This is a genomic window from Longimicrobium sp. (assembly GCA_036389795.1).
Taxonomy (GTDB): domain Bacteria; phylum Gemmatimonadota; class Gemmatimonadetes; order Longimicrobiales; family Longimicrobiaceae; genus Longimicrobium.
In genome coordinates, this window is record DASVWD010000285.1 from 91,203 (window position 1) to 117,915 (window position 26,713).

The window sequence follows — 26,713 nt, forward strand, 5'->3', positions numbered from 1 at the left end:
GCTTCGCCGGGTCAGTCGGTGGATGCCGCGCGGACGCGCCTGCCGAAACCGCGAACTGCCTGGACTGCCGCGTTGGGCGTGTCCCCCGTGCCGGGGGCCGGGCTGCGCGCGCGGTAGGGCACGATACGACTGTGCCCAACCGCGCCGGGCCCCGGTCGCGCCCAACCCCACGGCGCGCCCGTGTCCCGGCCCTCCGGGCGCGCATCCCTCACGCAACTGCAGGCAACAGGGAAAGGAACAGCAGCCCCGGTCCCCGTCGCTTGCGCCCGACAGCCGGGCGCGGAGGGGCAAAAACTATTCCCCGTGCGGTGTTTGCGCGAGCCCGCCCGGTTGCGTCCGACCTCCCGCGCCGTTAGCCTTCAGCGCGCGCGAAAGCGAACGTACTCCCGTACTTTCGCACTTTCGCACTCACGCACTTTCGCACTTTCGCACTGCGTTGGTCGAACAGAACTACTTCCGCCGCGGCTTCGGGCTCCGCAAGGAGATCGAGCCGCTGATCCGGTCCGAGTACCACAGCGCGCTCGTGGACCGCGTCCGCGCGCGCGGCTACCAGGACCACTTCGGCGAGGGCGAGCGGCGCCTCACCGTGCGCCTGGCCGAGGAGTTCGGCTTCTGCTACGGCGTGGACCGCGCCGTCGACTACGCGTACGAGACGCGGCTCAAGTTCCCCGACCGGCGCGTCTTCCTGCTGGGCGAGATCATCCACAACCCGCACGTCAACCGCCGCCTCACCGAGATGGGGGTGGTCTTCCTCTACCCCGACGAGGAGGGCCGCTTCGACTTCGCCTCGCTGGGCCCCGAAGACGTGGTGATCCTCCCCGCCTTCGGCGCCACCGTGGCCGACTTCGACCGGCTGAAGGAGGTGGGCTGCGTGCTGGTGGACACCACCTGCGGCAGCGTGCTGAACGTGTGGAAGCGCGTGGACCAGTACGCCCGCGACGGCTACACCGCGCTCATCCACGGCAAGCACCACCACGAGGAGACGCGCGCCACCGCCAGCCAGGTGTACCGCTGGCCCGAGGGGCGCTTCATCGTGGTGCGCGACATGGCCGAGGCGCGCCTGGTGATGGACTACCTCGAGCGGAAGCCCGGCGCCCTCACCCGCGAGCGGTTCCTGGAGCACTTCCGCGGCAAGACCTCGCCCGGCTTCGACCCCGACCTGCACTTGGAGAAGATCGGCGTCGCCAACCAGACCACCATGCTCTCGGGCGACTCGCTGGCCATCGCGGCCGAAGTGGGCAGGGCCGTCGAGCGCCGCTGGGGGGGCGAGCCGGGCTTCGACCCGGCGGCGCGCTTCCGCTCGTTCGACACCATCTGCTCGGCCACGCAGGAGCGGCAGGACGCGGTGGTGAAGCTGGTGACCGACCCGGCCACGCGCCCCGACGTGATGCTGGTGATCGGCGGCTACAACTCGTCGAACACCAACCACCTGGCGGTGATCTGCGCGCGCCACGCCGTGACCTACCACATCGCCGACGCCGCCTGCATCGACCCGGCGCGGGGCACCATCCGCTTCAAGCCGAGCGGCGCCCCCGCCGGCGCCCCCGAGCTGGAGGCCGAGGACTGGCTCCCGGGCGGCCCCGTGGTGGTGGGCCTCACCGCCGGCGCCTCCACCCCCAACAACAAGATCGGCGAGGCGATCGAGCTGCTGCTCGCCACCCGCGGCATCGAGCTGGAGCCCGAGGCCGTGGCGGCGTGAACCCCGAGTGCGAAAGTGCGTGAGTGCGAAAGTGCGAAGTAGACGGCGCACCACGCGGAGATCGGAGTCCAGAACGCAGCGAGGCGGGGCGGCCATTCAGGCGCCCCGCCTCGATCATCCTGTCAGCCTTCGGCACGACTAACGGCAACCGATCACCCGTGCCGTGCTGTTCCACTTTCGCACTCTCGCACTTCGCACTTCTGTACTGTCTACTCTGTTCCCTTCCTGACCTAGAAAGAGCGCTCCGCGGTCGCGCGCGCGCCGGCCTCCTCGGCGGTGCCCACCAGCTCGGGGAAGATCGCGCGGAAGACGGCGAAGAGCTCCGGGTCGAACGAGCCCTCGTCGTTCTCCATGATCTCCAGCGCCTCCTCGGGCGAGAGCTGGCGGCGGTAGCTGCGCGCCGTGGTCAGGGCGTCGAACACGTCGGCGATGCGCAGGATGCGCGCGGGGAGCGGGATCGCGTCGCCCGCCAGCCGGTCGGGGTAGCCCTTCCCGTCCCAGCGCTCGTGGTGCGAGCGCACCATCGGGCGGATGTCCCAGGGGAACTCCACCGGCGCCAGCATCTCGTCGCCGATCACCGTGTGGCGCGCCATGATGGCGAACTCCTCCTCGGTGAGCTTCCCCGGCTTGTTCAGGATCTCCTCGGGGACCTCGGTCTTCCCCAGGTCGTGCAGGAAGGCGCCCATCCGGAACCACACCAGCTCGCGCTCGGTGAGCCCCACCTCGACGGCGATCCGGCAGGCGTACTCGGCCACCCGCTCGCAGTGGCCGCTGGTGTAGCGGTCCTTGGCCTCGATCGACTCGCCCCAGAAGCGCACCAGCGAGAGGAAGTCGGCCTCGAGCTGGTCGATGCGCTCGGCGATGTCGGCCTGGGCCGTCCTGGCCTGCAGCCCGATGAAGAGCGCGTGCGAGCGGTTGAGCGCCTCCAGCGCCTCGCGGTTGCGGTTGAGCGCGCGCAGCACCAGGGCCAGCTCGCGCTGCGCTTCAGCCTCGTAACGCGGGTACAGCGCCTCGGAGGCCAGATAGATCGACTGCCGCAGCGAGTTCTCGGCCAGGTGCAGCCGGCCCGCGGTGCGGTAGATGATCCCGTAGGCCTTCATCGCCTCGGCCTGGCCCTCCAGGTTGCCGACGCGGCTGTAGGTCTCGAACGCCTCGTCGCAGCTCGCCCGGGCGTGGTCCGGCTGGCCGAGCGCCAGGAAGAGCTCGGTCCGGTTCATGTGCACGTCCCCGGCGATCATCACGTCGTCGATCCGCTCGCAGATCTCCAGCGCGCGCCGGAAGTAGTCGTCCGCCTCCTCGAGCTTGCCCTGCGACACGTTCAGCACGCCCAGGTTGGTGAGCGTGGCCGCGCACCAGCGGTCGGCGCCGGCGCGGGTGAGGCTCTCCAGGCCGGCCTGGTAGCGTGCCTCGGCTTCCACCAGGTCGCCCCGCACGCTGGCGAGGATCCCCAGGTTCTGCTCGACCTCGCCGGTGATGTTGTCGTCGCCCTGCTCGCGGGCGATGGCGCGGGCGCTCAGGAGCGCCTCCTCGGCACCTTCCAGGTCGCCGCGGCTGTAGCGGAGAATGCCCAGGCCGTTCAGCGCCCGGGCGGCGTGGAGCGGCTGGTGGTGCAGCTCGGCCAGCACCAGCGCCAGTTCGAACAGCTCCACCGCTTCCGCGGTCCGCCCGGCCTGGCGCTGGCTGTGGCCCAGCTTGGTGACCACCTCCAGGAGGGACTTCGGCGAGCGGAGCTCGACGGCGCGCCGGTAGGCCTCGTCGTACACCTGGAGCGCCAGATCCCATTCGCCGGCGCGCTCCAGGGCGGCCGCGCGCTCGATCAGCGCCACGCAAGCGGGATGAACCTTGTCCGGGGAACGCGTCTCAGACACTGGCGATCACAAAAAAAGCGGGGCGCCGGTCGCGGCGCCCCGCAGGGAAGCGAACCGCTGGGTCAGCCGCCGGCCGCGACGTAGATGGCGGGCTTCGCGGACGGCGGCGCCACCTGGGTGTCGGTGGCATCGTCGGACTGATACCCGTCCGGGCCCGCCGGGTTCTGCGAGCAGCCGCCGATCGCGATGAGGATGCCGGCCGCGGCCACGAGCGACGCGCGCAGGGTGTACTTCGACATGGGTCTGCCTCCTGGGGGGTTGGGGAACGTTTAGGAACGTTTGGGGAACGGTTCCTCGGGGTGGGGTACGGAACACGACAAGTTGTTCACTGTGTGCGCCACAGTGTACAACACTGCACTGGAATCTGTCAACACTTTCGGCCCGTCCCGAAAGTGACCTGCCGTTAGGACGGCAGGCGAGCGCTACCGTGGGGCCATGTTGTATGGCTCCGCCCACGTCGGCGGCCGCTTCGTGCGTTCCCGTGGGATTCCGCCCCGCGGCGCGTCGGGACGGCCCCCGCTCAGTGGTGCGCCGGCGGGCGGGCGAGCACCCGGAAGAGGTGGTTGAGCGTGGCCAGGCTGCACCCCAGGCCGGCGACGGTCAGGAAGAAGCCGGTGAGGAAGTAGGCCACGGCCGCGCCGCCCCGCCCGATCTCGCTCCAGCTCCCCGCGGCCACGAAGGCGGTGACGGCGAGCGCCAGGAGGAGCGCGCCGAGCCCCAGCCCCGTGGCGAGCGCCAGCAGGCGCGCCGCGCTCTCGGGGATGGCGGGCATCCCGATGGCCGAGGGCGAGGTGCGGCGCGGACGCTCCTCCGCCCAGCGGCGGTAGCGCTCACGCACGGAGTCGTAGGTGCCCTCGCCCGCGTCGCCGTGCCGGTTGCTCATTGCTCTCCCTGGTGGCTCAAGGCGAAGACGTAGGCGGCCAGCGCGCGGACCTGCGGCTCGGTGAGGTCGGCGCGGCCGCCTTTGGGCGGCATCATCCCCGGGTGCTCCCTGGGCTGCGGGACGCCGTTGTTGATGACGGTGACGATCTCGGGGTAGGCGCCCGAGATGTTCAGCCACTGGCCGTCGTTGAGCGGCGGCGCCGACGGGGTCCCCGCGCCCCCCGCCCCGTGGCAGGCGGCGCAGGGGTTGGAGAAGAGCTCCTGCCCCTCGTCGACCATGGCCTGGGTGACCCCCGCCGGGAGGTTCTTCGCCACCAGCTTCTGCGGGGCGGCGCTCGCCATGGCGCCGGGGCGCAGCGGCGGCGGGTCGGGATTGGTGGCCTGGGGCACCTCGGGCGGATAGTCGCGGTGCGAGACGCGGTCGTAGCCGTAGTCGCCGCCCGGGGTGCACGCCGCGAGGGCGGCGCCCAGGGCGAGCGCGCAGAAGGCCGCCGGCCGCGTGCGGCCGGTCGTCGGTCGAGGCATGGGGCTGGTCTCCTGGTTCGCCGCGCGGCCCCGGCCGCGCGCGGGCGACAAAAGAACGTCCCCGGCGTGCGCGCGCAAGGGTTTTCCGCGCGGCGCGGACACGCCTCACCCCGCGGCCGCCGCCGCGCGCTCCCCGGCGGCGCGGCGGGCGGCGGACTTCAGGCGCTCGACCATGGCGTTCAGCCCGTGCTCGCGCGCCTGCAGGCCGATCTTCCCCATCACCTGGCGCACGAAGTCGGGGGGGATGGCCAGGGTGGCCTCGGGGGGCTGCCCGTTGAGCGCCTCGAAGAGCATGGCCAGGAGCGCCCGGATGGCGGCGCTCTCGCGCGGGACGTCGGCGTGGAAGTACATCTTCCCGTCCACCACCTCGGGGAAGAGCGCCACCGGCGTCATGCACTCGTGCACGCGGTAGCGCTCCTGGTCCACCCCCTGGAAGCGCTCGGGGAGCGGGGGGAGCCGGTTGGCGTACTGCACCAGCGCCTGCCGCGTGAGGTCGGGCGACAGCGTCTCGAAGCGCCGCAGGATCTTCGCGATCGACGGCGGGACTCCGGTCGTCTGGGTCGGCTCGGTCATGATCCGGGTCTCTGCGCAAGAAGCGTGTCGGACGTGGGGCAGGGGTGGAGAAGTGCGAAAGTGCGAGAGTGCGTAAGTGCGAAAACCGGAGAGGGAGAAACGGCGGAAACAGTGGAAAATCGGCGATTCCGCGCGCTTCCGGCTCGCCTTCCCGGCGGTGGAAGCAGGGAGAATCGCGGGAATTCGGCTGTTGGAGCGGCGCCACGCGTGAGGGATGCGCGCCCGACAGGGCCGGGACGCCGACGCGACACGGGGTATCGTCGCGGCGGCGGCCCGGCGCGGTTGGGCACGGTGGTATCGTGCCCTACCGCGCGCGCAGCCCGGCCCGGAGCGCAGCGGAGGGACACGCCCAAACCGCAGTGCGAAGTGCGAAGTGCGGAGGCAACCGATCATCCCGATCCGGTATGAAGAGGAAGGGGCGGCCCCGGACGAGGCCGCCCCTTCGTACGCTCCCGGAGAGACCGGAGGCGAAGCACTCAGCTGGTGGCGAGCGTGGTGCCGTACCGGGCGTTGATCGCCGCGGCCAGGGCGTTGGCGAACAGCACGTGCGCCGCGCTCGACGGGTGCACGGCGTCGAGGGAGATCAGCGCGCCGAACAGGTTGGGCGCCGCCGTGGCGCCGGTGACGGGGCAGGTGTTCAGCACCGCCGCCTGGAACTGCGCCGCGGTGGTGGCCGTGGCCAGGTCGATGCACTTACGGATCTGGTTGGTGCGGCCCGAGGTGCGCGTGGTCAGCTGCGGCGCGAAGATCGTGTTGGGGTCCACGTACACCCAGTTGTTGGCGGCGGCGGCGGCCTGGAGCGCCGCGTTGTAGGCGTTGATCCGCGCCGTGATCACCGCGATCTCGGTCTGGTCCAGCAGGAAGAGCCCGCCCTGCTGCGCCGGGTCGCAGTTGATCTCGGGGATCGCCGTGGAGGTGACCGCCTGGAAGCTCACCAGGTTGGCCGCGAGCGGGTTGGGCTGGCCCAGGTTGTTGACCGGCGAGCAGTTGTCGTTGACCAGCTTGCCGTTGAAGCGCCGCGTGGTCACGTCGCGCGCCAGGAAGAAGAACGCGCCGGGCTGCACGATGGGGGCGAACTGGATGGCGTTGACCACCCCCACCAGCGCCGCGCCCTGCGCGCCCGAGGCGTTGATGGCGCCCGCCAGCTCGGTGACCCGCGCCTGGAAGGGGGCCAGCCGGGTGAGGTTGGAGTCGGCGCCCGCCGCCAGCGGCCCCAGCACGCCGCTCGCCACCGCGTTCAGGGCGTCGTTGTTGCCGATCCACACCGACACGAAGGTGGGCTCGGCGTCGATCATGGCCTGCACCTGCGTGCGCCCGCCGGTGACGAGCGTGTAGAGCTGCGCGATGGAGCCCGAGGGGATCGCGAAGAGGTCGGCGATGCGCACCCCCGGCACCGCCAGGTTCTGCACGTAGGTGGGCACCGAGTCGGGGTCGGCGACGCGCAGCGCGCACGCCGGCACCCCGGTCTGCGGGGTGAAGGGGGCGGTGAAGGGCGCCGGGCACCCGGGCTTGGCCAGCCAGGGGATGCCGAAGTTGAAGTTGCCCGCCCGCTGCGACAGCAGCACCGGGTAGGCGCGCGCCTGCAGCGAGTCCACGATGCCGCCTGACTGGAAGCCGGCCGTGATGGAGTTGCCCAGCGCCACGTAGCGCTCGAAGAGGGCGCCGCCCGCGGCGCCGGCGGGGGCCTCGGTGAGCAGGTCGTCGCCGTCGCCCACGCAGGCACCCAGCGCCAGCAGGGGCAGCGCGGCCAGGGCGAGCAGGCGCCGGCTGGTTGAAAGTCTCATTCGTCTCTCCAGGGGTTGAAACACTCGTTTGCTCCGGGAAGCTGACGATGCACGCCGCAGGCCGTCACGGGGCGCCGCCGCCGCCGAACCGGTACGCCAGCGTGAAGCCGAAGACCTGCCCGCTCGAGGAGTAGACGCCCACCCGGCCGCCGCCCGGGCGCACGGCGCCCTCGCGCGGGGGCTGGTTGATGTACTGGAACGCCAGGTCGGCCGAGAGCGCGGGCGTCACCCGGTAGCCGAGCCCCACCGTGTAGTAGTTGCGCTCGCCCTCGGGGAGGAACGGGGTGGCCCGGGGGGTGGCGGCGGTGTTGTAGCGGAAGCCCGCGCGCAGCGCCAGCCGCTCGTTCCAGCCGTACTCGGCGGCGAAGCGGAAGGTGTTGGTGTTGCGGTAGTCGAGCTCCAGCACCGTGGTGTCGCCGTTCTCGAAGACGATGTCGAACTGGTCGAAGCTCTTCCACCCGGTCCACTGGTAGTCGGCGAAGAGCATGAGGGCGTCGGTGGCGCGGTAGGCGAGGCCCGCCACGGCCTGGGCGGGGAGCTCGATCTCGGTGGCGATCGCCTGGTCGGCCAGCGGCCCGCCGGGGGCGAACTGGGCGGCCAGCGCGGCGTCGAACACCGTTCCCGTGGCGATCTGGGTGAAGTCGGCGTCGCCGTCCATGTCGACCTTCACCGAGTGCAGGTAGCGCGCGCCCAGCGTGGTGCGGGGCGAGAGCCGGAGGACGGCGCCCACGTGCCCGGTGAGGGCGTTGCCGTCGCCCTTGAGGTTGGCGTCGGCGATGTCGCGCCCGCTGAGCCCCACGGAGGGGGCGTCGGCGCGCTGGCTGACGTCGATGGTCAGGCGCACGTAGTCGAGCCCCGCGCCCAGCGAGAAGCCGGGGGCCACCTGGTACGCCACGGTGGGCTGCACGTAGATGGAGCGCAGCGAGTTGTCGTACCCCGTGTAGCGCCCCTCGAAGTTGAGCTGGTCGCAGTCGGCGTCGTCGGTCGGGCACACCGGCCACTCGAGCCCCAGCCCGTACGGGGCGAACACGCCCACGGCGGCGGCCAGGCGGGGGTTGGGCCGGTACGAGAGCCAGAGCGCGGGGACGGGCACCACCTCGGGGTCGCGCCGCACCGGGTTGTCCTCGAGGGGCGGCTGCCGGCCGGCGTGGTATTCGAACTTGCTGCTGGCGCGGATGAGGGTGAGGTTCAGGCCCACGGCGCTGGGGCGCATCGCGAGCCCGGCCGGGCTGAAGTACACGGCCGAGCCGTCGTCGCAGGGCGACGCGATGCCGGCGCCCACGCGGCCGGCCATGCACGCGCTGTGCTGGTCGACGGACGACCCCTGCGCGGAGAGCGGCGTGCCAACCGCGGCGCACGCGAGGGCGGCGGCGCCGGCGATTGCCAGACTTCGTCTCATAACGAGGCTCCTTGGGCGGTACAGTGCTGAGGGCTCCCGGGCGGGGGCCCGGAAAAGCGGGGAAGATCGGTCGGGAGTTCTGTCGGCGGAGCACGATACAGCGCGCCCCCCGTCCGGTCAAGCGGGAAAGCCCCGCCGCCGCAAGGCTTTCGGCCCCTCCGCCCGGCCCGCGCGCACTGAGCGGCGCTCACCGCCCCAGGGCCGCCACCACCAGGGTGCCGACGGCGTTGAAGAGCGCCACGCAGTTGGCGGCGATGAACACGGGGTTCTTCAGCCGGAGCGAGTACACCAGGAAGAGGAGCGAGGCCGCCGTCTGCAGGGCGAAGAAGAGGGGGTCCACGTCTTCGGGCCCCTCGGTGAGCGAGCGGATGAAGGTGTAGGTGAGCGACGCCGCCAGCGCCGTGCAGGCGGCCCATCCCACGGCCTTGACCCAGCGCTTGTCGGAGGCGCGTCGGTTCTGCGGCATGAAACCCCAGTGCGAAGTGCGAAGTGCTGAGTGCGAAGTGCGAAGTGCCTGATCCTGGATGCTCGGTGCCCGGTGTGCCAGGCGGTGGTTCCGCACTTCGCACTTGCCCCCCGAGCGGGGCGCGGCGATGATGCACGGGTCGTTCCCGTCCGGGGGCAATCTCGGGGAGGAGGGGTGGAGCATGGAGATGGTGCAGCTCGGCCGCACGGGCCGGCGGATCACGCGCATCGGGCTGGGCGGGATGCAGGTCTCCCTCCCGGGGCGCCCCCCGCGGGAGCAGGGACTCGGCGTGGTGCGCCGCGCCCTCGAGCTGGGGGTGAACTTCATCGACACGGCCGACGTCTACTGCCTGGACGACTCCGACCTCGGGCACAACGAGCGGTTGATCGCCCAGGCGCTGGACGAGGCGGGGATGCGCGCCCAGGTGACGGTGGCCACCAAGGGCGGCCTGGTGCGCCCCGGCGGGCGCTGGGAGAACGACGCGCGCCCCGAGCACCTGCGCCGCGCCTGCGAGCGGAGCCTCCAGGCGCTGGGGGTGGACCGCATCGACCTCTACCAGCTGCACGCGCCCGACCCGAAGGTGCGCTTCGAGGACAGCGTGGGCGAGATGGCGCGGCTGTACGAGGAGGGGCTGGTGGCGGCGGTGGGGCTCTCGAACGTCTCCCTCATGCAGCTGCGCGTGGCCGAGGCCATCGTCCCCATCACCTCGGTGCAGAACCGCTTCAACCCGTGGGACCGCGACTCCGAGCGGACGGGGCTCGTCCGCTACTGCGACGACCACCGCGTCACCTTCCTCCCCTACAGCCCCGTGGGCGGCCACCGCCGGGTGGGGCTGCTGCGCGAGAGCCCCGAGCTGCGCGCGATCGCCGGCCGCTTCGGCGCGAGCCCCGAGGAGATGGTGCTGGCCTGGATCCTGGGCGTCTCCCCCTCTCTGGTCCCCATCCCCGGCGCCAGCCGCGAGGAGAGCATCGAGAGCAGCGTCCGCGCCGAGTCCCTCCGCCTGGACCAGCGCACCCTGCGCGAGCTGGAGGAGGCCTTCCGCGCCCTGCCGAGCTGACCTGGCGGCCGTATCCCGGTTGATGCTGATTGACGATCTGCTTCGGGATTCGCGACCGAGGTTCCCGTAGGGGCGAGGCCTGCCTCGACCGCCGGGGCCTGTTTCCGTGGGGAGGGCCGGGATCCGCGCCGCCGTCCGAAGTCCCCAAAGCCTCACACGGAGAAACAGAGAAACAGAGGAAGTCCTCCATTCCTCTGTTTCTCCGTGTGATCCCGATCCGTCGGGAACCGGAACGATGCCGCGGAACGTGGGATCAGAACCCGCTGCCGCCGCCGCCGCCGCTGCCGCCGCCGCTGGAGCCGCCGCCGCCCGAGCCGGACCCGGACGAGCTGGGGCTCGACGACATGGTGCTCCCCGCGCGCGAGGAGAGGCTGCTCATCCCCTGGGTGAAGCTCGAGGCGCGGAAGCCCGAGCCGTAGCCGCTCCCGCTGTACCAGTCGGGCGGCTCGCGGTACAGGTCGTCGAACGCCTTCGCCCAGCGCGCCTCCACCCCGAACGCCATGGCGTACGGCAGGTAGCGCTCGAACATCTCCGGCCCGGTCACCATCCGCCGGTAGCGGTCGCTCTCCACCTTGTCCAGGAACTCGCGGAAGCCCAGCGCCGCCTCGCGCGCCCGCGCCCCCGCCACCGTGCGCGCCGGCATGGCGAAGCCGAAGCCCACCACCAGCAGCGCGCTGGCAATCCCGCCCGCCGCCAGCGCCCACGGCTCCACCCACCCCAGCGCCATCCCCGCCCCGAACACGGCCCCGAACACGCTCAGGATTCCCAGCACGGTGCCCACGCCCGTCCAGTTGGCCAGCACCTGGTCCGGCCGGTCGCGGTAGTAGCCGCGCTCCTTCAGCCGCTCGTAGACGGCCTCGCGGATCCCGGGGAGCGAGCGGTAGAAGCGGTTGGTGAGGTCGGAGAGCTTCACCGACTCGGCCGGCGCCGCGGCCGTCTGCGTCATCCGCTCCTGGAAGGCGCCGCGGTCGAACTCGCGCCCCGCCGCCTGCGCCTGGCGCGCCTCGGCGAAGACGGCCTTGATCACCTCCCACGGCTGGTCGGCGGTGCTCGCCGCGGTGAAGAGCGCGTTCAGGAACTTGCGCTCGTGCGGCAGCAGCGCGCCCCATTCCTCGCGGGGCCTGCGCAGGTGGAAGACGTACTCGGTGTCGGAGAAGAGCCCCAGGAAGCGCTTCTCCTTGCGCTCCTCGATCCCCAGGTAGCCGCGCACCGCCAGGTCCACCAGCGTGGCGGTGACGTCCTGCATGTGGACGCGGTGGTCCACCAGCGTCCCGATCTCGGCGGGGGTCATCCCCTCGGGCGGCTCGTAGCCCACCACCACGGGGAGCTCCTTGGGGTCGCGGCCGCGGCGGCGCCAGGCGCGGAAGGAGAAGAAGAACGCCAGCAGCGGCAGCCCCAGCGGCCACTTGCGGGCCGTCTCGGCGCGCGAGTGCGCCGCCGCGCTCGGCCGCCCGGCGATCGCCCCCGCCGGCCACCCCACCGCCACGGTGAGCCCCTCGCCCGGCGCCAGCTCGCGCCGCGTGGCGAAGGTGACGATCCCGCTCCCCGCCTCCACGTCGGCGCCCTGCTCGGCCGATCCCTCGTAGCCCACGTACGCGGCCTGCTGCCTCGGCACCACGCCGTCGGGGAGGATGACCCGGGCGCGGGCCTGCTGGATCGGCATCGTCCAGTCGTTGCCGGTGACGTTCCAGTACAGTTCGTCGAAGTTGCCGGCCGCGCTGTCGGCGTAGAAGAAGCGGACGGCGTTCTTCACCCGGTAGCGGATCACCAGGATGCGCTCGGCGTCGCGGGCGTCGGGGATCCAGATGCGCAGGCGCTTCAGCATGTCGTCGCCGTCGGCGTCTTCCTCCTGCCAGCGGTACGGCTGGCCCGAGGGGGTGGCGACCCCCTGGACTTCGACCTTCAGCTTCTCGGTCCGCCCGTCGCCGTTCCTGTGCTGGAGCGAGAGGTCGCGCAGGATGCCGTTCCAGGGGCCGTAGAAGGCGAAGTGGATGGTCTCGGTGACGTCGGTGGCGCCGTCGCGGTGGACCACCAGGTCGGCGGCGTACGTGCGGATCTTGATCGAGTCGCCCTGCGCGCGCGCCACGGGGGCGAGCGCCGGGAGGAGGGCGATGAGCAGGAGGAGTGCGCGGCGCATGCGGGACTTCGTGGATGGCGGCGGAAGGCGGGCGCGGGACGGGGCCCCGCGCCCGGGCGGGTCAGAAGCTCACCTTCGGGGCCTCGCGCTCGACCTCGGCGGCCTCGAAGAACTCGCGCGGCTGGAAGCCGAACGCGCCGGCCACGGCGTTGGAGGGGAACTGCATGATCTTGGTGTTGAATTCGCGCACCACCGCGTTGTAGTAGCGGCGCGCGTTCTGGATGGCGTCCTCGATCGCCGCCAGCTGGGCCTGCAGGTCGCGGAAGCCGCCCGAGGCCTGCAGCTGCGGGTAGGCTTCGACGGCAACCGACAGGCCGCGGAGCGCCGCCGTGAGCTGGGCCTCGGCCTGGGCGCGCTCGGCGGGGCCGGCGGACTGGGCGGCCACGGCGCGGGTGCGGGCCTGGGTGACGGCCTCCAGCGTCTCGCGCTCGTGGCCGGCGTAGCCCTTCACCGTCTCCACCAGGTTGGGCACCAGGTCGTAGCGCCGCTTGAGCTGCACGTCGATGTCGCTCCAGGCGTTCTGCGACCGGAGCCTCAGGCCCACCAGCTGGTTGTAGACCGCGACCACGAAGACGGCGACCAGCGCGACGACGGCCACGATGACGATCAGGGTCATGCTCACGGTGCGTTGCTCCGGCGGGAGGGTGGAGCGCGGGCCGGGCGGCGCCGGCGGGAGGTGGACGGAAGTTAACGGCGGGGGCGGGCGCGTGTAAATCGTTTCGTGGGAAAGGCTGTGCGGACAGGCCGCAGTCCTCTCGCCCGCATTGCTCGTCAGGCCAGCGCAGATCGCTTAGCAATCACCTCAGCCGCCTGCTCCAAGTTGCCTGCGCGCTCGATTGCACCGATAGAACACGAAGCGAGCCGTTCCGGGTTATCCCGAGCTTCTTGAACGACGAAGCCGAAGGTGCGTTTGTCCGCGAAGAGTACGTCTACGTACGGGGCGAACCCGACATGAGCTACATCGAGATCGTCACCCGGCTCCTCCGGCTTGGGGTGACGCTTGCGAGCACGCTGTACGGCTAATTGCAGAGAGAAGCCGGGTGCGGCGTACGGATCTAACCGGCGGACGAGTTGCTCACCTGTGGACGGTTCAGCCCCTACACGGCTGAGCACTTCGTCAACCTCCTTCCGTGCCGAGTTGAAGAAGCCGGCTACTATCGCAAGATCGCTGTCGGGGATACGGCCAAGGGCCTCAACCTTGGCGAGATTGTAGATGTTTTCCAGGGCTCGCCGGGCACTCCCGTGATCTTGAATGGAGGTACGTACCAACTGGTACATCTGGCGCGTGAGTGCCTGAACGTCGGGAGGCATATCGGTGAGAGCGGCTTCGAAGGCTTCCCGCACTGCCGGGGAATCGAGCTGGGGGGGATCGATTGCCCGACGCATGCTCACCGGTGGCCCGAGTTGACTGGCTTGCTTCGATGTGTTCGACGCGTCTGCTCCCATTTCGTGAGCGGTACGCATGAGCTTGAACAGCGGCTGCAGATCTATGGTTGCAGCACGGATTTCACTGATATCCACCTTGGGAAAGAGTGTATCCACCGCACTTCTGCGTATATCTGGTCTGAACCCGAGAAGCGTAAGTAGTTGTAGCTGGATTTCCAACTTGAGAACGAGATTGATGCCGGCTGGCTTACAGCGGATGGATGGAAATACCTCCAGAACTTTCAGGCGGTGCTCGACACTCGCGCGGTCAGCCAATTGCGCAATCTCTTGCAGGTGGTGGAGCGATAGAGCCAACTCGCATTCGTATGCGCGCCAGGTGGAGAGGAATGCCTCCCTCTGGCTGATGGAGGCCCGTTCCAAAAGGGCCAGATGTGCAGAGTCGAGATAGACGAGCAAAGCAGAGTACTTCAGTGGTACTGGTACAAGGGTTCATGGAATCGTGCGCAGCGTGTCCCGCTCCTGGAATATATCGGTACGCACAAGACCTTACCCTCTCGTTCCGCATGCCCAGTGGTGATTAAGAAGGAGGAGGTGTTACCTTCCGCTCGGGAGTCAGATGATCCGCTGATGAGGAGTACGGTCGATGGGAATCCCCGCCGTTGACCTGACGAGTGCACCTCCCCAACTCCGCGATCTGGTGGAGGAGGCCGCGCGCGCAGGAGAGGTGGTGCTCACGAGCGGAGGCGAAGCGGTGGCCAAGATCATCCCGCTGCGCCGTTCTCGCGCGCCACGCCGCCCGGGCAGCGCCCGTGGGCTGATTCACATGGCCGAGGACTTCGACGCCACCCCCGAGGACTTTCAGGATCCTCTGTAAGCCGACAGAGGCCTCCCGAGCCCGATGATGGGCGGCCCGGCGGGACGCGACGTCAGGCCTCCGGAGCCAGGGACGCGAACAGGCCGGCGATCTCGGGATCGCCGGATTCGCGGGCGTGCGCGGCGAGGGGCTTCCCGTGCCTGTCCGCCGCGGCGGCGAGCGCCGGGTGCCGGGCGACCAGGCGGCGCGCCCACCTGGCGTCGCGGGTCTGGATGGCGTAGAGCACGTCCTCGATCTCGATCGCCAGCAGCCCGCCCAGCTCGCGCAGGTACTCGATCGCCCAGCCGGACGGGGTGGCGCCGAAGCGGGCGTCGCGCGCGTTCAGCTCGGCCCCGGCGGCGAGGAGGAGGTCGACGACGGGCCGGTGCCCGTTGAACGCCGCGTAGTGCAGCGCCGTCGCCCCCTCGTCGTCGCGGGCGCGGGCGAGCTCCGGGTGCGCCGCGAGGAGGGTGCGCACCCGCTCGGCGTCGCCGGACTCCACGGCCTGGAAGAACTGCCCGGTCTCGCTCATGCGGCCTCGAAGGTTGATGGGCCTGACGCCGGGCTCCCCCGCCGCGCCGCGCGCCGGAGGGCTACCGCGGAGCGGCCACCCCGCCGAGGAGGGCGATGGCCCTCAGGCCGCCGCCCGGCAGTCCCGGCTGCGGGGCGGGGGCCTGGACCGGCACTCCGATCACCCGGGCCGTCATCCAGCCGTTGGGCGGGGGGAGGGCGTGCAGCGCGCCCGAGGGAAAGTAGGAGAGCAGCTTCGGCCGGGAAGGGTGCCCCAGGATGGCGACGTGGTACTCCTGCTCCGCGATGAACGCGCGCATCCCGGGCTTGGACTTGCCGACCAGGACCTTGAAATCCTCGTCGATGCCGGGATAGGTCTGGCTGGCCCACTCGAACCACCGGCCGAGCGATGCGGTGCCTTCCCTTTCCAGCGCGCTGCTGAATTCGTGCTGCAGCGCGTGCTCGGGGAGCTGCCGCCTCGTCTCCAGCTCGGCCCGCAGCTCGGCGGGGAGCTTCGGCAGCTGGAGCAGGAAGTCGCAGGCCAGCTTGAGGAAGCTCGGCGCCCAGAGAGGATGGTACAGGTCGTCCTGCACCTGCACGAGCTGCTGGGAATTCGGCTTCCAGCGGGCCTGCCCGCCCCCGGAGGCCAGGTCGTGCGCGTCGAGCCTGCCGGACAGCCAGAGCGCCTCCCGCAGGAGGTCGGACGCTTCCGCGCTCCGGTTCCCGTCGAGCTCGTACTCGAGGAACGGGATCACCGGAGTCTGCACCTTCAGCTTGCCCCTCTTGACGGCCTCCAGGAACCTGCGCAGGGGCGACTTCAGCCGCCTGACCGCCGACGGAAGCTGTGACGGGTCCGCCCACAGGGGGATCCACTGCATCGAGGCCATAGTCCCTTTCCTGAACGCGCCCGGGCCAGGTCCCGCTCCGCTGAGCAGGCGACGCCGTGGCTTGCACGAATCAGGGATTACGGTGCGCGGAAGAGGCGCGAGGGAAGTTTAGGGCGGGGGCGGGCGGGTGTAAATCGTTTCGGCGGACGCGGCCGGCGTCAACGGGGTGGACCGGGAACGAGCCATCCCAGCCCGTCGCAGCCGTGGCAGATGTCCTCGACGGCGGGGGCGGCCGGCGTGACCGGCCCGCCCGTGCCCCCGCAGACGTCGCAGAGGCGTGCGTCCGCGGGGCGCGCGGGGATGAGCTCCCGCAGCTCGGGATGCCTGCGCGCCCCCAGCACCAGGGCCGCGTAGAGGGCCGAGAGGTCGGTTTCCGGCTCGGTGGCATGGGCGAACGACTCGTGGTCGATCCAGAGGACCACGCCGTCGGGCCGGATGGCCCAGAGGTAGACCTGGTTGCCGCTGAGGGGAAAGGCGTTGCGCTCCATGCAGAGGCGCATCAGCCAGTTCTCCCGGGCGTCCGCGGCCAGCGCGTCGATCTGCCGCTGGATCCAGGCCGACAGCTCCGGCGAAGGCGGGAGCGGCTCGGGGTAGCTCCTGTCGAAGCGCATCGCCCTCGGCAGATCCCGGTTACGTCGCCACGCTCGCCTCGGAATACAGCGCGGGACCCTCCCACAGCCAGTTCGCCGCCTGGTGGCGCTCCTGGGCGGCGCTGTGCGCGGTCGAGAACACGTCCGGCGGCGCCCGGTCGATCCGCCTGCCGCCGAGCCCGAGGTCGCCTTCGACCAGGGGGATTCCGGTGAGGTCCAGCGGGCCGAACCAGCAGGTCCGCGCGAACTCGCCGAAGTCCATCGCGCCCGGCTTGACGTAGAAGTCCCGCAGCCGCCAGTGCAGCGCGAACAGCCGGCTGCGGAGCGCTTCGATCTCTTCCCGCGGCCGCAGAGCCGGGCTCGCCAGCAGCGCCCGGGCGGCGCCGGCGTCGAGCAGCCCCAGGCTCTTCCAGAGCGGGTCGGGGTCCACCAGTTCGTCGTGGGGCGGGAGCTCGAACCGGCCGAGCGCCCAGGCCAGCACGGCCAGCCCCTCCAGCCGCCATGACGCGTTCATCTGCGAGCGCGGGTCCAGGCGGCCGGGCGGCTGCCGCAGGTGCTCCCTCTCGTACTCCTCCAGCTCGTCCTCGACGCCGGTCTCGCGCACCCAGCCGAGCAGGTCCTGGTGCTTCCCGGCGGCACCGCGCTCCCTGGCCTCCCGCTCGAGGATGGCCCGGGCGGTGACGGCCGCCAGGGCGAGCGCCCGCCGGGCCACCCGCTCGGCGGTGGGGGGCTCGGCATCTTCGTCCTCGTCGTCCGGCGCGGCCGCCCCGGACGGGTCCGACACGGACACCTCGGCTATCACGCGGGGCCAGACGGCCGCGGGGTCTTCCGCGCCCGCGCCCTCGGGCGAGAACAGGACGCGCCCGCGCGCGTCGCGCAGCGCCGACGGGGTGAACAGGACGCCGTCCACGAGCTCGGCCACCGCGAACAGCACGTCGAGCCGCGGGTCGCCGCCGGGGTCGGGGTCCGGGTCGAACTGCGTGGCGAGCGAATAGCGGAAGGTGGTGGGGAGCATCACCGCCTGGCGCTTGCGGCCGCTGTCCGGGAAGCGGGAGAGGTACCCCCGCATCCCACCCATCTGGGCGGACCAGTTCGGCTCCGCGTGGTAGTCCGGATCGTAGAGGAGCGTGAGCGTCCGCTTCCTCCACCACTTCCCGAAGCTGACCCTGGCGCTCCGCCAGCGGTCGTCCGGCCCGTCGATCTTGACGTCCGGGGCGAGCTCGCGCAGCCGCCGGGCGACACCGGCGTGGTCCGCGATGCGGGCGAACAGGTTGATCGGCTCCGCCGTCATGAACGGCTCCCTGGCAAGTGTATCCGCGCGCGCCGGTCAGCCGTTGGGGCGCGGGCGCATCTCACGGCTGGTTGGATCCTCGAGTGGATTCGGCGAGCATTCCGATCGCCGTCGAACGCCCGGGCCCGAGCGCCGCGGGCCGAGACGCCGGGCCGCGAGGTCGGGCTGAAGCCGTGCCGTCGCAGTCGCGTGCAGCGCCAGGTCAGGCTGGTGGCCCATCCTCCTCGCCGGCCGGGCGGAAGCCCACCTTCTCGTTTGCGCGCAGGCTCGCGGTGTTGGTCCACCGCGGCGCCGTCAGGATGCGCCGATAGCCGCGTGTCCTGGCGTAGGCCGCCGCATGCAGCTTCAGGGCCGTGGCGAGCCCCCTCCCCCGCTCTTCCGGACGTACTCCGGTCCAGCCCTGGACCAGCGTCTCGCCGTCCGACCCGCGCACGTTGAGGCAGGTGTAGCCGAGGTACCGCTCGCCCGATCGCGCGAGGAAGAGCGCCTCGGGCGCCACCTTGAGGAAGGCGAGCCGTTCGATCATCTCGGCCGGCGTGCGCGGCGCATCGATATGGGCGCGTGTGGCGTTCTCGAGGTCGGTGAGCTCGCGAAGCCACTCCGCGGGCCGCCGTTCCTGCTCCTCCGCGAGCGTGGCGAACACGATCCCACGGGCCTCCAGCTCTCGCGCGGCGGCCGCAGCCCGTGCGGGGTCGAACCCGTCCAGGTTGAGCACCAGCTCGCGGAACTTCGAGTCGCCCACGCGGCCTTCCTGGGGTCGAGTGCAAGCCGACACCCGGCTTAGCTCAGGGCGTCCTTACTACCGCCTCCGCCCCTCGCGGCGCCAGCAGCAGGATGGACGGCACCTTCGCGGGATCGAACAGGCGCAGGTAGAAGTGGCCGATGCCGGCCAGGCCCAGCATCAGGTTCGGCGTCTCGCCGCCGTCGGGGACGCCGCAGGGCCAGGGGGCGCGCGGCAGCAGGTAGCGGGCGATCCCCATCCGCCCCACCTGCTCGGCGAGCTGCATCGCCCCGCCGCCGCCGAACGCCTGCTCGGCCAGGATCAGCAGCTCGGCGTTCCCCGCGTCACCGTGGCAGAGCGAGAAGCCGGCGCTCCCCGCCTGCGCCGCGGCCTGCAGCGCGTAGGCCGTGGTCCGCAGCGCCGCGTCGGCCTCGCGGCGGTAGACGTCGTCGCCGGTGAGCTGCCAGGCCCGGATGCGCGCCATCCCGATCCCCGGCGCGCCGTGGCACCAGGCCAGCGCGTAGCCGGGCTCGGGCGGCGTGGGCATCCCCATGCTCTCGAAGGTGCGGAAGTCCGGCCAGTTCCCCTGCCGCGGGTCGAACCAGCTGCGCTCGTAGCGGAACCCCTCCTCGGCCGCCGCGCGGAAGCGCGCCTCGCCCGTGCGGCGCCAGAGCTCCAGCAGCGCCAGCGCCACCCCGGACGCTCCGTGGCTGTAGCCGGTGAGGTCGCGCCGGGTGTCCATCTCCAGCGTCCGCCAGCTCGTCCCCGCCTCCCCCGGCCGCGCGATGGAGAGGAGGAAGTCGCCCAGCCGCGCGGCCGCCCCCATCCACGCCTCCACGCCGAAGCGCGCCGCCAGGTCCAGCAGCGCGGGGATCGCCCCCGCCGCCCCCGAGATCACGTCCACCTCGTGCGGGCGCGGCTCCAGCCCCGCCACCTCGTCCGCCAGCTCGCGCGCCGCGGACGCGTACTCCCCGCTCCCCAGCAGCTCGCCCGCCTCGGCCAGCACCCACGCCACCCCCGTCGCCCCCGAGTGGAAGGCGAGCCGGCCGGCGGCTCCCAGCTGCCCGCGGCGGGAGAGGACGTGCCGGAGCGCCCCCTCGGCCGCGGTGCGGAAGGGGCGCTCGCCGGTCGCCGCGTGGAGCCGCGCCAGGAACAGCGCGATGCCGGCGGTGCCGTCGTACAGCTCCGCGCCCATCGCCTTGTGGACCACGGTCCAGGCGCTGCCCACCACCTCGGACGCGTCGCCCAGCCAGTTGCAGCGCGCGCCGTCCCAGAGGGCGTCGCGGCAGAGGCGCGCCCCGACGCCGGCGGCCGCGTCGATGAAGGCGAGCCGGCCGGTGGCGGCCACGGCCTCAGGCGGCGGCGGGAGCTCGTGCAGGGTCATAGCGGTCGATCGAGCCCGGGTTGAGCCACGGGCGCTCCAGGTCCACCCCGGCGGCCGCGAAGTGCGCGGCCACGGCCCGCATCCGCTCCTCGGGCGTGCGCAGCCCTGCGGTGTGCGCCTGCCACACCCCCTCGGCCAGCACCCGGCAGCGCGCCATCCCGAAGCTCTCGCCCGTGTCGGGGTCCTCGGCCAGCGCCAGCCCCGGCGCCAGCGCGCGGGTGAAGAGCGGCGTCTCGGGGGAGAGGTGCGCGGCCACGCGCGGGATCACCCCCTCCAGGGCCAGCTCGGCGGTGATGCGGAAGTAGCGGTGGCTCACGTAGAGCACCGCCGGGTCCGCGCGCACGTACGCCGAGCGGAGCGACAGCGTCTTGAAGCGGAAGGGGACGCCGTAGCGGTTGAGCGCGCCGGCCAAGTGGCGCAAGAGCGCCGGGGCGCCGGCGTCGTCCACGTGCCAGTACAGCCGCACCAGGTCCAGCTCGTCGCCCTGGTCGAACGGCGACTCCCCGAAGGCGAAGTAGAAGCCCGGCTGCATGGTGGCCGACTCGCGCGGCGCGTGGACGCTCACCCGCATCCCCGGGCGCGGCTGCATCCCGGGCCCGTCGCGGCTCAGGAACTCGCCCGGCCACAGGAAGCGCGTGCGGCCGTGGAGCCTGGCGATCACCTGCCCCGAGGCCAGGATCTGCGCGATCTCCCACCCCTGCTCCCAGCGCTCGCGGGTGGGGTTGGCGCGGGAGAGCAGCGGCACCAGGTCGTCGTCCGGGCGCGGGGCGTACGGCGGGTCCAGCGCCGCCCCGGCGAAGCGGCGGACGTAGCAGTACTGGTAGAAAGTGTTCTGCAGCAGCTCCACCACCGGCGGCGGGGCGCCCGCCGCGCGCGGGGGAGCCCCGGGCGGCTGCGGCGGCGCCTGGAACGAGCGCCCGCCGAAGCGGAACCCCGTGGGCCCGAGCGCGTCGACCGCCGCCACGATGCGGCGCAGCTCGTCGAGGAGGGGAGCGCTCATTCAGGGGTCGGACGGAGTCGCATCGGCTTCATCGCTCGCTTCGACAAGGTTCGGCGCCGCGCGGGGGGTGCCCCCTCCCCCCGCTCTCCCCTGCTGCGCGGGAGAGGGAGCTTTTATCGTGCGTCGCGACTGGCTTCCGCGCGAATCCGACCCTCCGCACGAAAGATCCCGCAAAGTACCCTCTCCCCCGCAGTTGGGAGAGGGTGGCGACGCGGTAGCGGCGCCGGGTGAGGGTCCGCCGGGTGAGGGTCTCACGCCGCCGCCGCCCGGGCGGGCATGCCCAGCAGGTGCTCGATCGCCTCGTCGTAGCGGGTGAGCACGTTGATGCTCACCTGCAGGAGGCACAGCGCGTTGGCGGTGAGCTGGGGCGAGTAGGTCAGGTACTCCCAGGCGGTCTGGATCATCCGCGCCGCGCCGTAGCGCACGCTCCGGCGCAGCAGCTCGCCCGCGCCGCCCGGGTCGGCGCCGCGGGCGTGCACGTACGCGTCCCAGAAGGCGTGGATGGCCGGCTGCATCCGCTCCAGCGGGAACTCGGCCAGCTGCGGCAGGCGCTCCGGGCGCACCTGCTCGGCCGGGATGCGCATCGTCAGGATCCAGTAGGTCAGGTACGCCTGGAAGATGGCCCCCACGTCCCAGCAGCCGTCGCCGATGTCGGCCAGCTCCCAGTCGACGATCCGCAAGGCTGCCGCGGCCCGGGCCGGGTCGTCGCCGCGGGGGACCACGCAGTTCTCCCACTTCATGTCGCCGTGGATCAGCGCGTCCAGGCGCCACTCGCCGCGCAGCTCGTCCAGCGCGCGCTGGAACTCGGGGTAGCGGCCCACGATCCCCAGCAGCTGGCTGACCCCGGCGCTCACCGGCCCGAAGTGCGAGGGGTTGTGGAAGTGGATGGAGAGCACCCACGGCACCGTGCGCGGGAAGACGCCGTCCTGCGGCAGCTCGCGGGTGCGCCCGCCGGCCTGGCGGTGGTAGGTGCCCAGCAGCGTGCCCAGCCGCGCGGCCAGCTCCAGCGGAAAGCCGCCCACGCGCCGGTGGTGCTCGCCCAAGGTCTCGGCGTCGGGGACCAGCTCCACCACCAGCACCTGCCGCTTCGCGTCGTACAGCCGGTAGCGCGGCATCATGTCCTGGAGCGCGGCGAAATCGGGGTCGTTCCCCGCCAGCCAGTAGCAGGTGGCCTCGCGCTGCAGCGTCTCGGCCGAGTGCGGGTCCCACTCCTGGACCTGCTTCACGAAGAGCCCCGGCGCGTTCTGCCGCATCACCTGCAGGTTGTGGTTGCGGCGGCTCATGTCCACCACCGCGAAGTCGCCGTCCACCACCTCGGCGGGGGTCACGAGCCCGCGGGCCACGAGGTAGTGCACCAGGTTGGCGGGGGTGAGGATCATCGGCGGCGGCTGGGCGCGGGCGGGCGGCGGTCGCGGGGCAGGTGCAAGATGGCGCGCCGGGGTCCGGGCGTCAAAGGTCCGAGGACAGGGATCGGTCGTCCGTCACTAACGCACTAACGCACTAACGCACTAACGCACTAACGCACTAACGCACTAACGCACTGCAGTTCTCGGGCATGTCCCTCCGCTGCGCTCCGGGCCGGGCTGCGCGCGCCGTAGGGCAGCAAACGACGCTGCCCAACGGCGCCGGGCCACCGCCGCCACGATACCCCTGTGGCGGCGGCGTCCCGGCCCTCCGGGCGCGCATCCCTCATGCGAACGGCAGGTTACAGGGGACAGGGTACAGCCAACCTGCACGCCCGTACGCCGTACCTCGTACCCCGTACCTCCGCACTTAGCACTTAGCACTTCGCACTTCGCACTTCGCACCGCGGTTCAGTAGCAGCCCCCGCATCGTCGGGCACGCGTCCGCCGCCGACGGTCGTACGTCCCGGCGGCCTCAGCATTTTGGCTGCGGGTCGAAGCCGCGCGCCCTCGTCGGCTGCGGGTCGAAGCCGCGTCCGCCGCCCGCTCCCTCGGGGCACTGCGGCGGGCGCAGGCTCGGCGCGCAGAACCCGGTGGGGCACGCGTCCACCGCCGAGCGGCACTGCTGTCCCACGGTCGCCGGCGCCTCCCTGCCGCCGAAGCCGCCTCCTCCGCCTCCGCCCCTGTCCTGCGGCTGGCACCCCGCGTCCTGCGTGGTGCAGCGCGCCGTGGGGCAGTCGAGCGTGCAGGCGATGCCCAGCGTCGGGCACTGCTGCGGCGTGGACGTGCACCCCCGCGTCGGACAGTCGACCGTGCAGGCGATGCCGAGGGTAGGGCACTGTTCCGGCGTCGCCGTGCACGCCCGCGTGGGACAGGCGTCCACCGCCGAGGGGCAGCGCCGCGGGTCGGTGGTCGGCCGCGGGCAGTCCACCGTGCAGGCGATGCCGAGCGTGGGGCACTGCTCCGGAATGCGCGTGCATGCCCGCGTGGGGCAGGCGTCGACCGCCGAGGGGCACTGCCGCGGGTCGGTAGTCCGCGGCGGACAGTCCACCGTGCAGGCGATGCCGAGCGTGGGGCAGCGCCGCGGGTCGGTGGTGGGGCACTGGTCCGGCCGGAACGACGGCGTCGGGCACGGCCGCGTGGGGCAGGCGTCCACCGCCGAGCGGCACTGGCGCCCCACCGTCGGCGCGGCGAAGCCCCGCTCGCCCCCGCCGCCCGCGCCCTCGGCCGCCGGCTGGCAGCCGGCGTCCTGGGTGATGCAGCGCGCCGTGGGGCACGCGTCCACCACCGACGGGCACCGCGCCGGGTCGTACGTCCCCGGCGGGGGGCACGCCGGCGGCACCGTGGGCTGCGGGCACTGCGGCGGCCCGGAAGTCGGCACGCAGAACCCCGTGGGGCACGCGTCCGCCGCCGAGCGGCACCCTCCCACGGTCGGAGGGGCGCCCTGCGCGCCGCCCGCCATCCCCCGCTGGGCCCCGCCGGCGCAGAACGCGCTCCACGCCGGCCCCCCGCCCCCGGCCGCGCCCTGCGGTCCGGCCGGGCGGAAGACGCCCGGGCCGACCACCGGCCCCTGCGGGTTGAACACCGGCCCCTGCGGGTTGATCACCGGCGTCCGGGGGTCGATCGGCCCGATCGGGCATCCCGGCGTGACGGGCGGACAGCCCGGGCCGGTGGCCACGGGGATGCACCCGGGCTCGAAGAGCGTCCGCCGCGGGCAGAGCCCACCCCCGAAGGTGCGCGGCGGCGGACAGATGGGCGGGATCGTCAGCGGGCACCCCGGCCGCGGCGGCACCGTCGGCGGCGGGGGGGGCGGGCACCCCGGCCGAGGGGGCACCGTCGGCGGCGGGGGCGGCGGGCAGCCCGGCCGCGGCGGGATCGTCGGCGGCAGGCAGCCCGGGTTCGGGGGGACGGTCGGAATGCAGCCGGGCCACGGCGGCAGGGTCCGCACCGGGCAGGGCCCCGGCACCGTCACCGGCGGGCAGCCGGGCCACGGCGGGCGGGTGGGCGGCGGCGGGCACCCGGGGAACACCGTGCACCCGGTCGCCGTGGGCCCGGCGCCGAACGCCACCGTGTCGGCCCCGCCGCCGCTCCCCTGGAAGACGGTGTCCGCGCCGGTGCCGCCGCTCCCCTGGAAGACGGTGTCCGCGCCCGTACCGCCGCTCCCCTGGAAAACCGTGTCGGCGCCGGCGCCCTGGAGCCCGCGAGCCCCGCCGGGGCAGCGCGCGCTCGGGCAGCCGTCCGCCGCCGACGGGCAGCGGGGCGTGCGGGGGCACTGCGGCGGCGCCTCGGTGGGCGGCGGGCACCACGGCGGCACCGAGGTCAGGCACGGCGGCTGGCCGGTGCGCGGGCACACCGGCGGGTACGACGGGCACGCCGGCGTGTTGCAGCACTGGGTCTGCACCTGCGAGAAGATGACGCACGGCCCCGCCGGGGTGTTCCCGCAGCGGAGCGTGCACTGCGGCGAGGGGCAGGTGGTCGTCTTCGGCTGGATGCACCCTCCCGGCGTCGACGCCGAAGGCGGCGGCGGGCAGGGCGGCTGCCTGGTGGCGCAGTAGACGGTGGGTACGGCCACGCCTCCGCGCGCGGCCGCTTCGCCCCCGCCGCTCCCCTGGAACACCGTGTCCGTCCCCCCGCCGCCGGGCTGGAAGACGGTGTCCGTGCCGCCGCCCCCCTGGAACACGGTGTCGGTGCCGGCGCCCGCGCCCGCCTGGCACGCCTGGCTCACGCAGCGCGCCGTGGGGCAGGCGTCCACCGCCGACGGGCAGCTGATGCTCTGCGGCCCGCAGAACGGCGGCTGCGTGGGTCCCGGGCACCCGGCCCAGGGCTGCGTGGGGCAGAAGCGCGTCGGGCAGCGCAGCACGAACACCGACGGGCAGCAGGCGCTGCGCGGGTCGCGCGTGGGGCAGCGCGGCGTCACCGGGCAGAATGCCATGGTCTGGCACCACGAGGTCGGCTGGATCGTCGGGCCGCCACCGGGGTCGTAGTAGACGGTGTCCGTCCCCCCACCCGATCCGTAGTAGACCGTGTCCGTCCCGCCGCCCGAGCCGTAGTAGACCGTGTCCGTCCCGCCGCCCGAGCCGTAGTAGACCGTCTCCGTCCCGCCACCGGAGCCGTAGTAGACCGTATCCGTCCCGCCACCGGAGCCGTAGTAGACGGTGTCGGTCCCGCCGCCGGAGCCGTAGTAGACGGTGTCCGTCCCACCGCCGGAGCCGTAGTAGACGGTGTCCGTCCCGCCACCCGAGCCGTAGTAGACGGTATCGGTCCCGCCACCCGAACCGTAGTAGACGGTGTCGGAGCCGCCGCCGGAGCCGTAGTAGACGGTATCCGTCCCGCCGCCCGAGCCGTAGAACACGGTGTCGCTCTCACCGCCGGAGCCGTAGTAGACGGTATCCGTCCCACCGCCCGAGCCATAGAACACGGTGTCCGATCCACCGCCGCCCGAGCCCTGGAACGCGCCCTCGCCCGTCCCCCGCGCCTCGGGGCGCTGGCAGCTCAGGTCGCGCGTGATGCACGGGATGCGGATGGAGGGGCACACCGGCGTCGGCTGGCAGCAGATGAACAGCGTGGGGCTGAGCGTGCGGCACGGCTGCGGGAACGTCTGGCAGGGAATCACCGGCGTCCGCTGGCAGCAGATGAACAGCGTGGGGCTCAGCGTCTGGCAGGGGATCACCGGCGTGCGCGGCTGGCACAGCGGATAGCTCGGGACGCACTGCATCTCGGTGGGCAGGATGCCGGGGCCGCCGGCGCCCGCCTGCGCGCCGCCGCCGTACGCCTGCGTCTCGCCGAAGTGGTCGTCCCAGAGCGCGCCGCCGAAGAAGCCTCCGCCCTGGCCGCCTCCCCCCGTTCCTCCTGGTTGCACCTGGGCCTCCTTTCGAATCCACACCAGCGTTCCCGCCAGCGGACCCTTCCCGCCCGCGGGCTCGGTGTGCAGCACGTCGTCGCTGGGCACGTCGACCCAGGAGCGCAGTTCGGGGTCGAGGTAGATCCGCGTGTGGTCCTCCCGCTCCGACGCGCCCGGGTAGCCGCTCAGCAGCGTGGTGCCGGGCGGGCTCGCCGGGTCGCCGACGATGCGGTCCGCGAAGCCGCCGTAGGTGCCTGCGCCTCCTCCGGCGCCGGCGTCGGCCTTCGCGCCCTCCTCGTAGTCGTCGGGCGTGGGCGGGGTCTCGGCGGAGGCGTCGTCGCGGGTGGTGCGCCGTCGCGCCATGGCTTCCTCCGGGATCGATGGACGGGGTGCCGCGCACCAGGCTTGAGGCGGCGCGCAGCGCATCCGGACGGGTACGGCCCTCCCCTCACGTGCG

23 protein-coding genes are annotated in these 26,713 nt (G+C 72.6%); 3 read left to right on the forward strand and 20 right to left on the reverse strand.

Translation table 11 applies throughout. The annotated features are described in order from the left end of the window. The first annotated feature begins 436 nt into the window (after positions 1 to 436). A complete protein-coding gene (locus VF746_32275) occupies positions 437 to 1,699 on the forward strand; it encodes a 4-hydroxy-3-methylbut-2-enyl diphosphate reductase (protein HEX8697141.1) in 1,263 nt (420 codons plus the stop codon). A 230-nt stretch (positions 1,700 to 1,929) separates the two neighbouring features. Here the strand turns inward: VF746_32275 and VF746_32280 are convergent, their stop codons facing one another. The 8 genes from VF746_32280 to VF746_32315 form a co-directional block, all read right to left on the reverse strand. Then, positions 1,930 to 3,525, reverse strand: coding sequence for an HD domain-containing phosphohydrolase (locus VF746_32280; protein HEX8697142.1), 1,596 nt, complete (start codon positions 3,523 to 3,525; stop codon positions 1,930 to 1,932). Between the two features lie 104 nt (positions 3,526 to 3,629). Next, positions 3,630 to 3,806: a hypothetical protein gene (locus tag VF746_32285; protein HEX8697143.1), complete on the reverse strand. Its 177-nt coding sequence runs from the start codon at positions 3,804 to 3,806 to the stop codon at positions 3,630 to 3,632. A 281-nt stretch (positions 3,807 to 4,087) separates the two neighbouring features. Further along, the gene (locus tag VF746_32290) at positions 4,088 to 4,450 is read right to left on the reverse strand and encodes a hypothetical protein (GenBank protein ID HEX8697144.1); all 363 of its coding nucleotides are present in this window, start codon (positions 4,448 to 4,450) and stop codon (positions 4,088 to 4,090) included. Beyond that, complete coding sequence (locus tag VF746_32295) at positions 4,447 to 4,974, reverse strand: c-type cytochrome (GenBank protein ID HEX8697145.1); 528 nt, start codon at positions 4,972 to 4,974, stop codon at positions 4,447 to 4,449. Before VF746_32295 ends, VF746_32290 begins: the two co-directional genes overlap by 4 nt. 105 nt (positions 4,975 to 5,079) lie before the next feature. Beyond that, positions 5,080 to 5,547, reverse strand: a complete 468-nt coding sequence (locus tag VF746_32300; protein ID HEX8697146.1) for a SufE family protein — start codon at positions 5,545 to 5,547, stop codon at positions 5,080 to 5,082. Positions 5,548 to 6,023: 476 nt separating this feature from the next. After that, positions 6,024 to 7,331 (reverse strand): SGNH/GDSL hydrolase family protein, encoded by a 1,308-nt coding sequence (locus tag VF746_32305; protein ID HEX8697147.1) that lies wholly within the window; start codon positions 7,329 to 7,331, stop codon positions 6,024 to 6,026. A 64-nt stretch (positions 7,332 to 7,395) separates the two neighbouring features. Further along, the gene (locus VF746_32310; protein HEX8697148.1) at positions 7,396 to 8,730 is read right to left on the reverse strand and encodes an outer membrane protein transport protein; all 1,335 of its coding nucleotides are present in this window, start codon (positions 8,728 to 8,730) and stop codon (positions 7,396 to 7,398) included. 187 nt (positions 8,731 to 8,917) lie between these two features. After that, positions 8,918 to 9,196: a hypothetical protein gene (locus VF746_32315; protein ID HEX8697149.1), complete on the reverse strand. Its 279-nt coding sequence runs from the start codon at positions 9,194 to 9,196 to the stop codon at positions 8,918 to 8,920. 103 nt (positions 9,197 to 9,299) lie between these two features. Here VF746_32315 and VF746_32320 point away from each other — a divergent pair, with 103 nt between their 5' ends. Further along, a complete protein-coding gene (locus VF746_32320) occupies positions 9,300 to 10,253 on the forward strand; it encodes an aldo/keto reductase (protein HEX8697150.1) in 954 nt (317 codons plus the stop codon). Between the two features lie 253 nt (positions 10,254 to 10,506). On the opposite strand, the gene VF746_32325 is transcribed toward VF746_32320, so the two are convergent. From VF746_32325 to VF746_32335, 3 genes are all read right to left on the reverse strand, one after another. Further along, positions 10,507 to 12,390: a DUF2207 domain-containing protein gene (locus VF746_32325; GenBank protein ID HEX8697151.1), complete on the reverse strand. Its 1,884-nt coding sequence runs from the start codon at positions 12,388 to 12,390 to the stop codon at positions 10,507 to 10,509. Positions 12,391 to 12,451: 61 nt separating this feature from the next. Continuing rightward, positions 12,452 to 13,006 (reverse strand): LemA family protein, encoded by a 555-nt coding sequence (locus VF746_32330; GenBank protein ID HEX8697152.1) that lies wholly within the window; start codon positions 13,004 to 13,006, stop codon positions 12,452 to 12,454. A gap of 155 nt (positions 13,007 to 13,161) precedes the next feature. Beyond that, on the reverse strand, positions 13,162 to 14,232 hold the full coding sequence (locus VF746_32335) for a hypothetical protein (GenBank protein ID HEX8697153.1): 1,071 nt from the start codon (positions 14,230 to 14,232) through the stop codon (positions 13,162 to 13,164). A 187-nt stretch (positions 14,233 to 14,419) separates the two neighbouring features. On the opposite strand from VF746_32335, the gene VF746_32340 reads away from it, so the two are divergent. Next, a complete protein-coding gene (locus VF746_32340; protein ID HEX8697154.1) occupies positions 14,420 to 14,650 on the forward strand; it encodes a hypothetical protein in 231 nt (76 codons plus the stop codon). 52 nt (positions 14,651 to 14,702) lie between these two features. Here VF746_32340 and VF746_32345 read toward each other — a convergent pair whose 3' ends face one another. From VF746_32345 to VF746_32385, 9 genes are all read right to left on the reverse strand, one after another. Further along, positions 14,703 to 15,161 (reverse strand): ankyrin repeat domain-containing protein, encoded by a 459-nt coding sequence (locus tag VF746_32345; GenBank protein ID HEX8697155.1) that lies wholly within the window; start codon positions 15,159 to 15,161, stop codon positions 14,703 to 14,705. A gap of 61 nt (positions 15,162 to 15,222) precedes the next feature. Further along, positions 15,223 to 16,026 (reverse strand): hypothetical protein, encoded by an 804-nt coding sequence (locus tag VF746_32350; protein ID HEX8697156.1) that lies wholly within the window; start codon positions 16,024 to 16,026, stop codon positions 15,223 to 15,225. Positions 16,027 to 16,184: 158 nt separating this feature from the next. Beyond that, positions 16,185 to 16,637 carry a hypothetical protein gene (locus VF746_32355; GenBank protein ID HEX8697157.1) on the reverse strand — a complete coding sequence of 151 codons (453 nt, stop codon included), beginning with the start codon at positions 16,635 to 16,637 and terminating at the stop codon, positions 16,185 to 16,187. Positions 16,638 to 16,656: 19 nt separating this feature from the next. Continuing rightward, positions 16,657 to 17,907: a DUF4272 domain-containing protein gene (locus tag VF746_32360; GenBank protein ID HEX8697158.1), complete on the reverse strand. Its 1,251-nt coding sequence runs from the start codon at positions 17,905 to 17,907 to the stop codon at positions 16,657 to 16,659. A 202-nt stretch (positions 17,908 to 18,109) separates the two neighbouring features. Continuing rightward, positions 18,110 to 18,649: a GNAT family N-acetyltransferase gene (locus VF746_32365; protein ID HEX8697159.1), complete on the reverse strand. Its 540-nt coding sequence runs from the start codon at positions 18,647 to 18,649 to the stop codon at positions 18,110 to 18,112. 43 nt (positions 18,650 to 18,692) lie between these two features. Next, positions 18,693 to 20,012, reverse strand: a complete 1,320-nt coding sequence (locus tag VF746_32370) for a lanthionine synthetase LanC family protein (GenBank protein HEX8697160.1) — start codon at positions 20,010 to 20,012, stop codon at positions 18,693 to 18,695. Next, positions 19,981 to 21,012 (reverse strand): T3SS effector HopA1 family protein, encoded by a 1,032-nt coding sequence (locus tag VF746_32375; protein HEX8697161.1) that lies wholly within the window; start codon positions 21,010 to 21,012, stop codon positions 19,981 to 19,983. Before VF746_32375 ends, VF746_32370 begins: the two co-directional genes overlap by 32 nt. Before the next feature lie 251 nt (positions 21,013 to 21,263). Next, positions 21,264 to 22,391, reverse strand: coding sequence for a hypothetical protein (locus VF746_32380; protein ID HEX8697162.1), 1,128 nt, complete (start codon positions 22,389 to 22,391; stop codon positions 21,264 to 21,266). Between the two features lie 499 nt (positions 22,392 to 22,890). Further along, positions 22,891 to 26,619: a hypothetical protein gene (locus VF746_32385; protein ID HEX8697163.1), complete on the reverse strand. Its 3,729-nt coding sequence runs from the start codon at positions 26,617 to 26,619 to the stop codon at positions 22,891 to 22,893. Positions 26,620 to 26,713 lie beyond the last annotated feature (94 nt).

Bases quoted from the DNA above. Each gene is read 5' to 3' on its own strand.
- VF746_32355 (HEX8697157.1), bottom strand. From the start codon at position 16,637: ATGCGCTTCGACAGGAGCTACCCCGAGCCGCTCCCGCCTTCGCCGGAG.
- VF746_32305 (HEX8697147.1), bottom strand. From the start codon at position 7,331: ATGAGACTTTCAACCAGCCGGCGCCTGCTCGCCCTGGCCGCGCTGCCC.
- VF746_32290 (HEX8697144.1), bottom strand. From the start codon at position 4,450: ATGAGCAACCGGCACGGCGACGCGGGCGAGGGCACCTACGACTCCGTG.
- VF746_32330 (HEX8697152.1), bottom strand. From the start codon at position 13,006: ATGACCCTGATCGTCATCGTGGCCGTCGTCGCGCTGGTCGCCGTCTTC.
- VF746_32310 (HEX8697148.1), bottom strand. From the start codon at position 8,730: ATGAGACGAAGTCTGGCAATCGCCGGCGCCGCCGCCCTCGCGTGCGCC.
- VF746_32375 (HEX8697161.1), bottom strand. From the start codon at position 21,012: ATGAGCGCTCCCCTCCTCGACGAGCTGCGCCGCATCGTGGCGGCGGTC.
- VF746_32345 (HEX8697155.1), bottom strand. From the start codon at position 15,161: ATGAGCGAGACCGGGCAGTTCTTCCAGGCCGTGGAGTCCGGCGACGCC.
- VF746_32370 (HEX8697160.1), bottom strand. From the start codon at position 20,012: ATGACCCTGCACGAGCTCCCGCCGCCGCCTGAGGCCGTGGCCGCCACC.
- VF746_32360 (HEX8697158.1), bottom strand. From the start codon at position 17,907: ATGACGGCGGAGCCGATCAACCTGTTCGCCCGCATCGCGGACCACGCC.
- VF746_32385 (HEX8697163.1), bottom strand. From the start codon at position 26,619: ATGGCGCGACGGCGCACCACCCGCGACGACGCCTCCGCCGAGACCCCG.
- VF746_32295 (HEX8697145.1), bottom strand. From the start codon at position 4,974: ATGCCTCGACCGACGACCGGCCGCACGCGGCCGGCGGCCTTCTGCGCG.
- VF746_32380 (HEX8697162.1), bottom strand. From the start codon at position 22,391: ATGATCCTCACCCCCGCCAACCTGGTGCACTACCTCGTGGCCCGCGGG.
- VF746_32325 (HEX8697151.1), bottom strand. From the start codon at position 12,390: ATGCGCCGCGCACTCCTCCTGCTCATCGCCCTCCTCCCGGCGCTCGCC.
- VF746_32340 (HEX8697154.1), top strand. From the start codon at position 14,420: ATGGGAATCCCCGCCGTTGACCTGACGAGTGCACCTCCCCAACTCCGC.
- VF746_32300 (HEX8697146.1), bottom strand. From the start codon at position 5,547: ATGACCGAGCCGACCCAGACGACCGGAGTCCCGCCGTCGATCGCGAAG.
- VF746_32285 (HEX8697143.1), bottom strand. From the start codon at position 3,806: ATGTCGAAGTACACCCTGCGCGCGTCGCTCGTGGCCGCGGCCGGCATC.
- VF746_32350 (HEX8697156.1), bottom strand. From the start codon at position 16,026: ATGGCCTCGATGCAGTGGATCCCCCTGTGGGCGGACCCGTCACAGCTT.
- VF746_32315 (HEX8697149.1), bottom strand. From the start codon at position 9,196: ATGCCGCAGAACCGACGCGCCTCCGACAAGCGCTGGGTCAAGGCCGTG.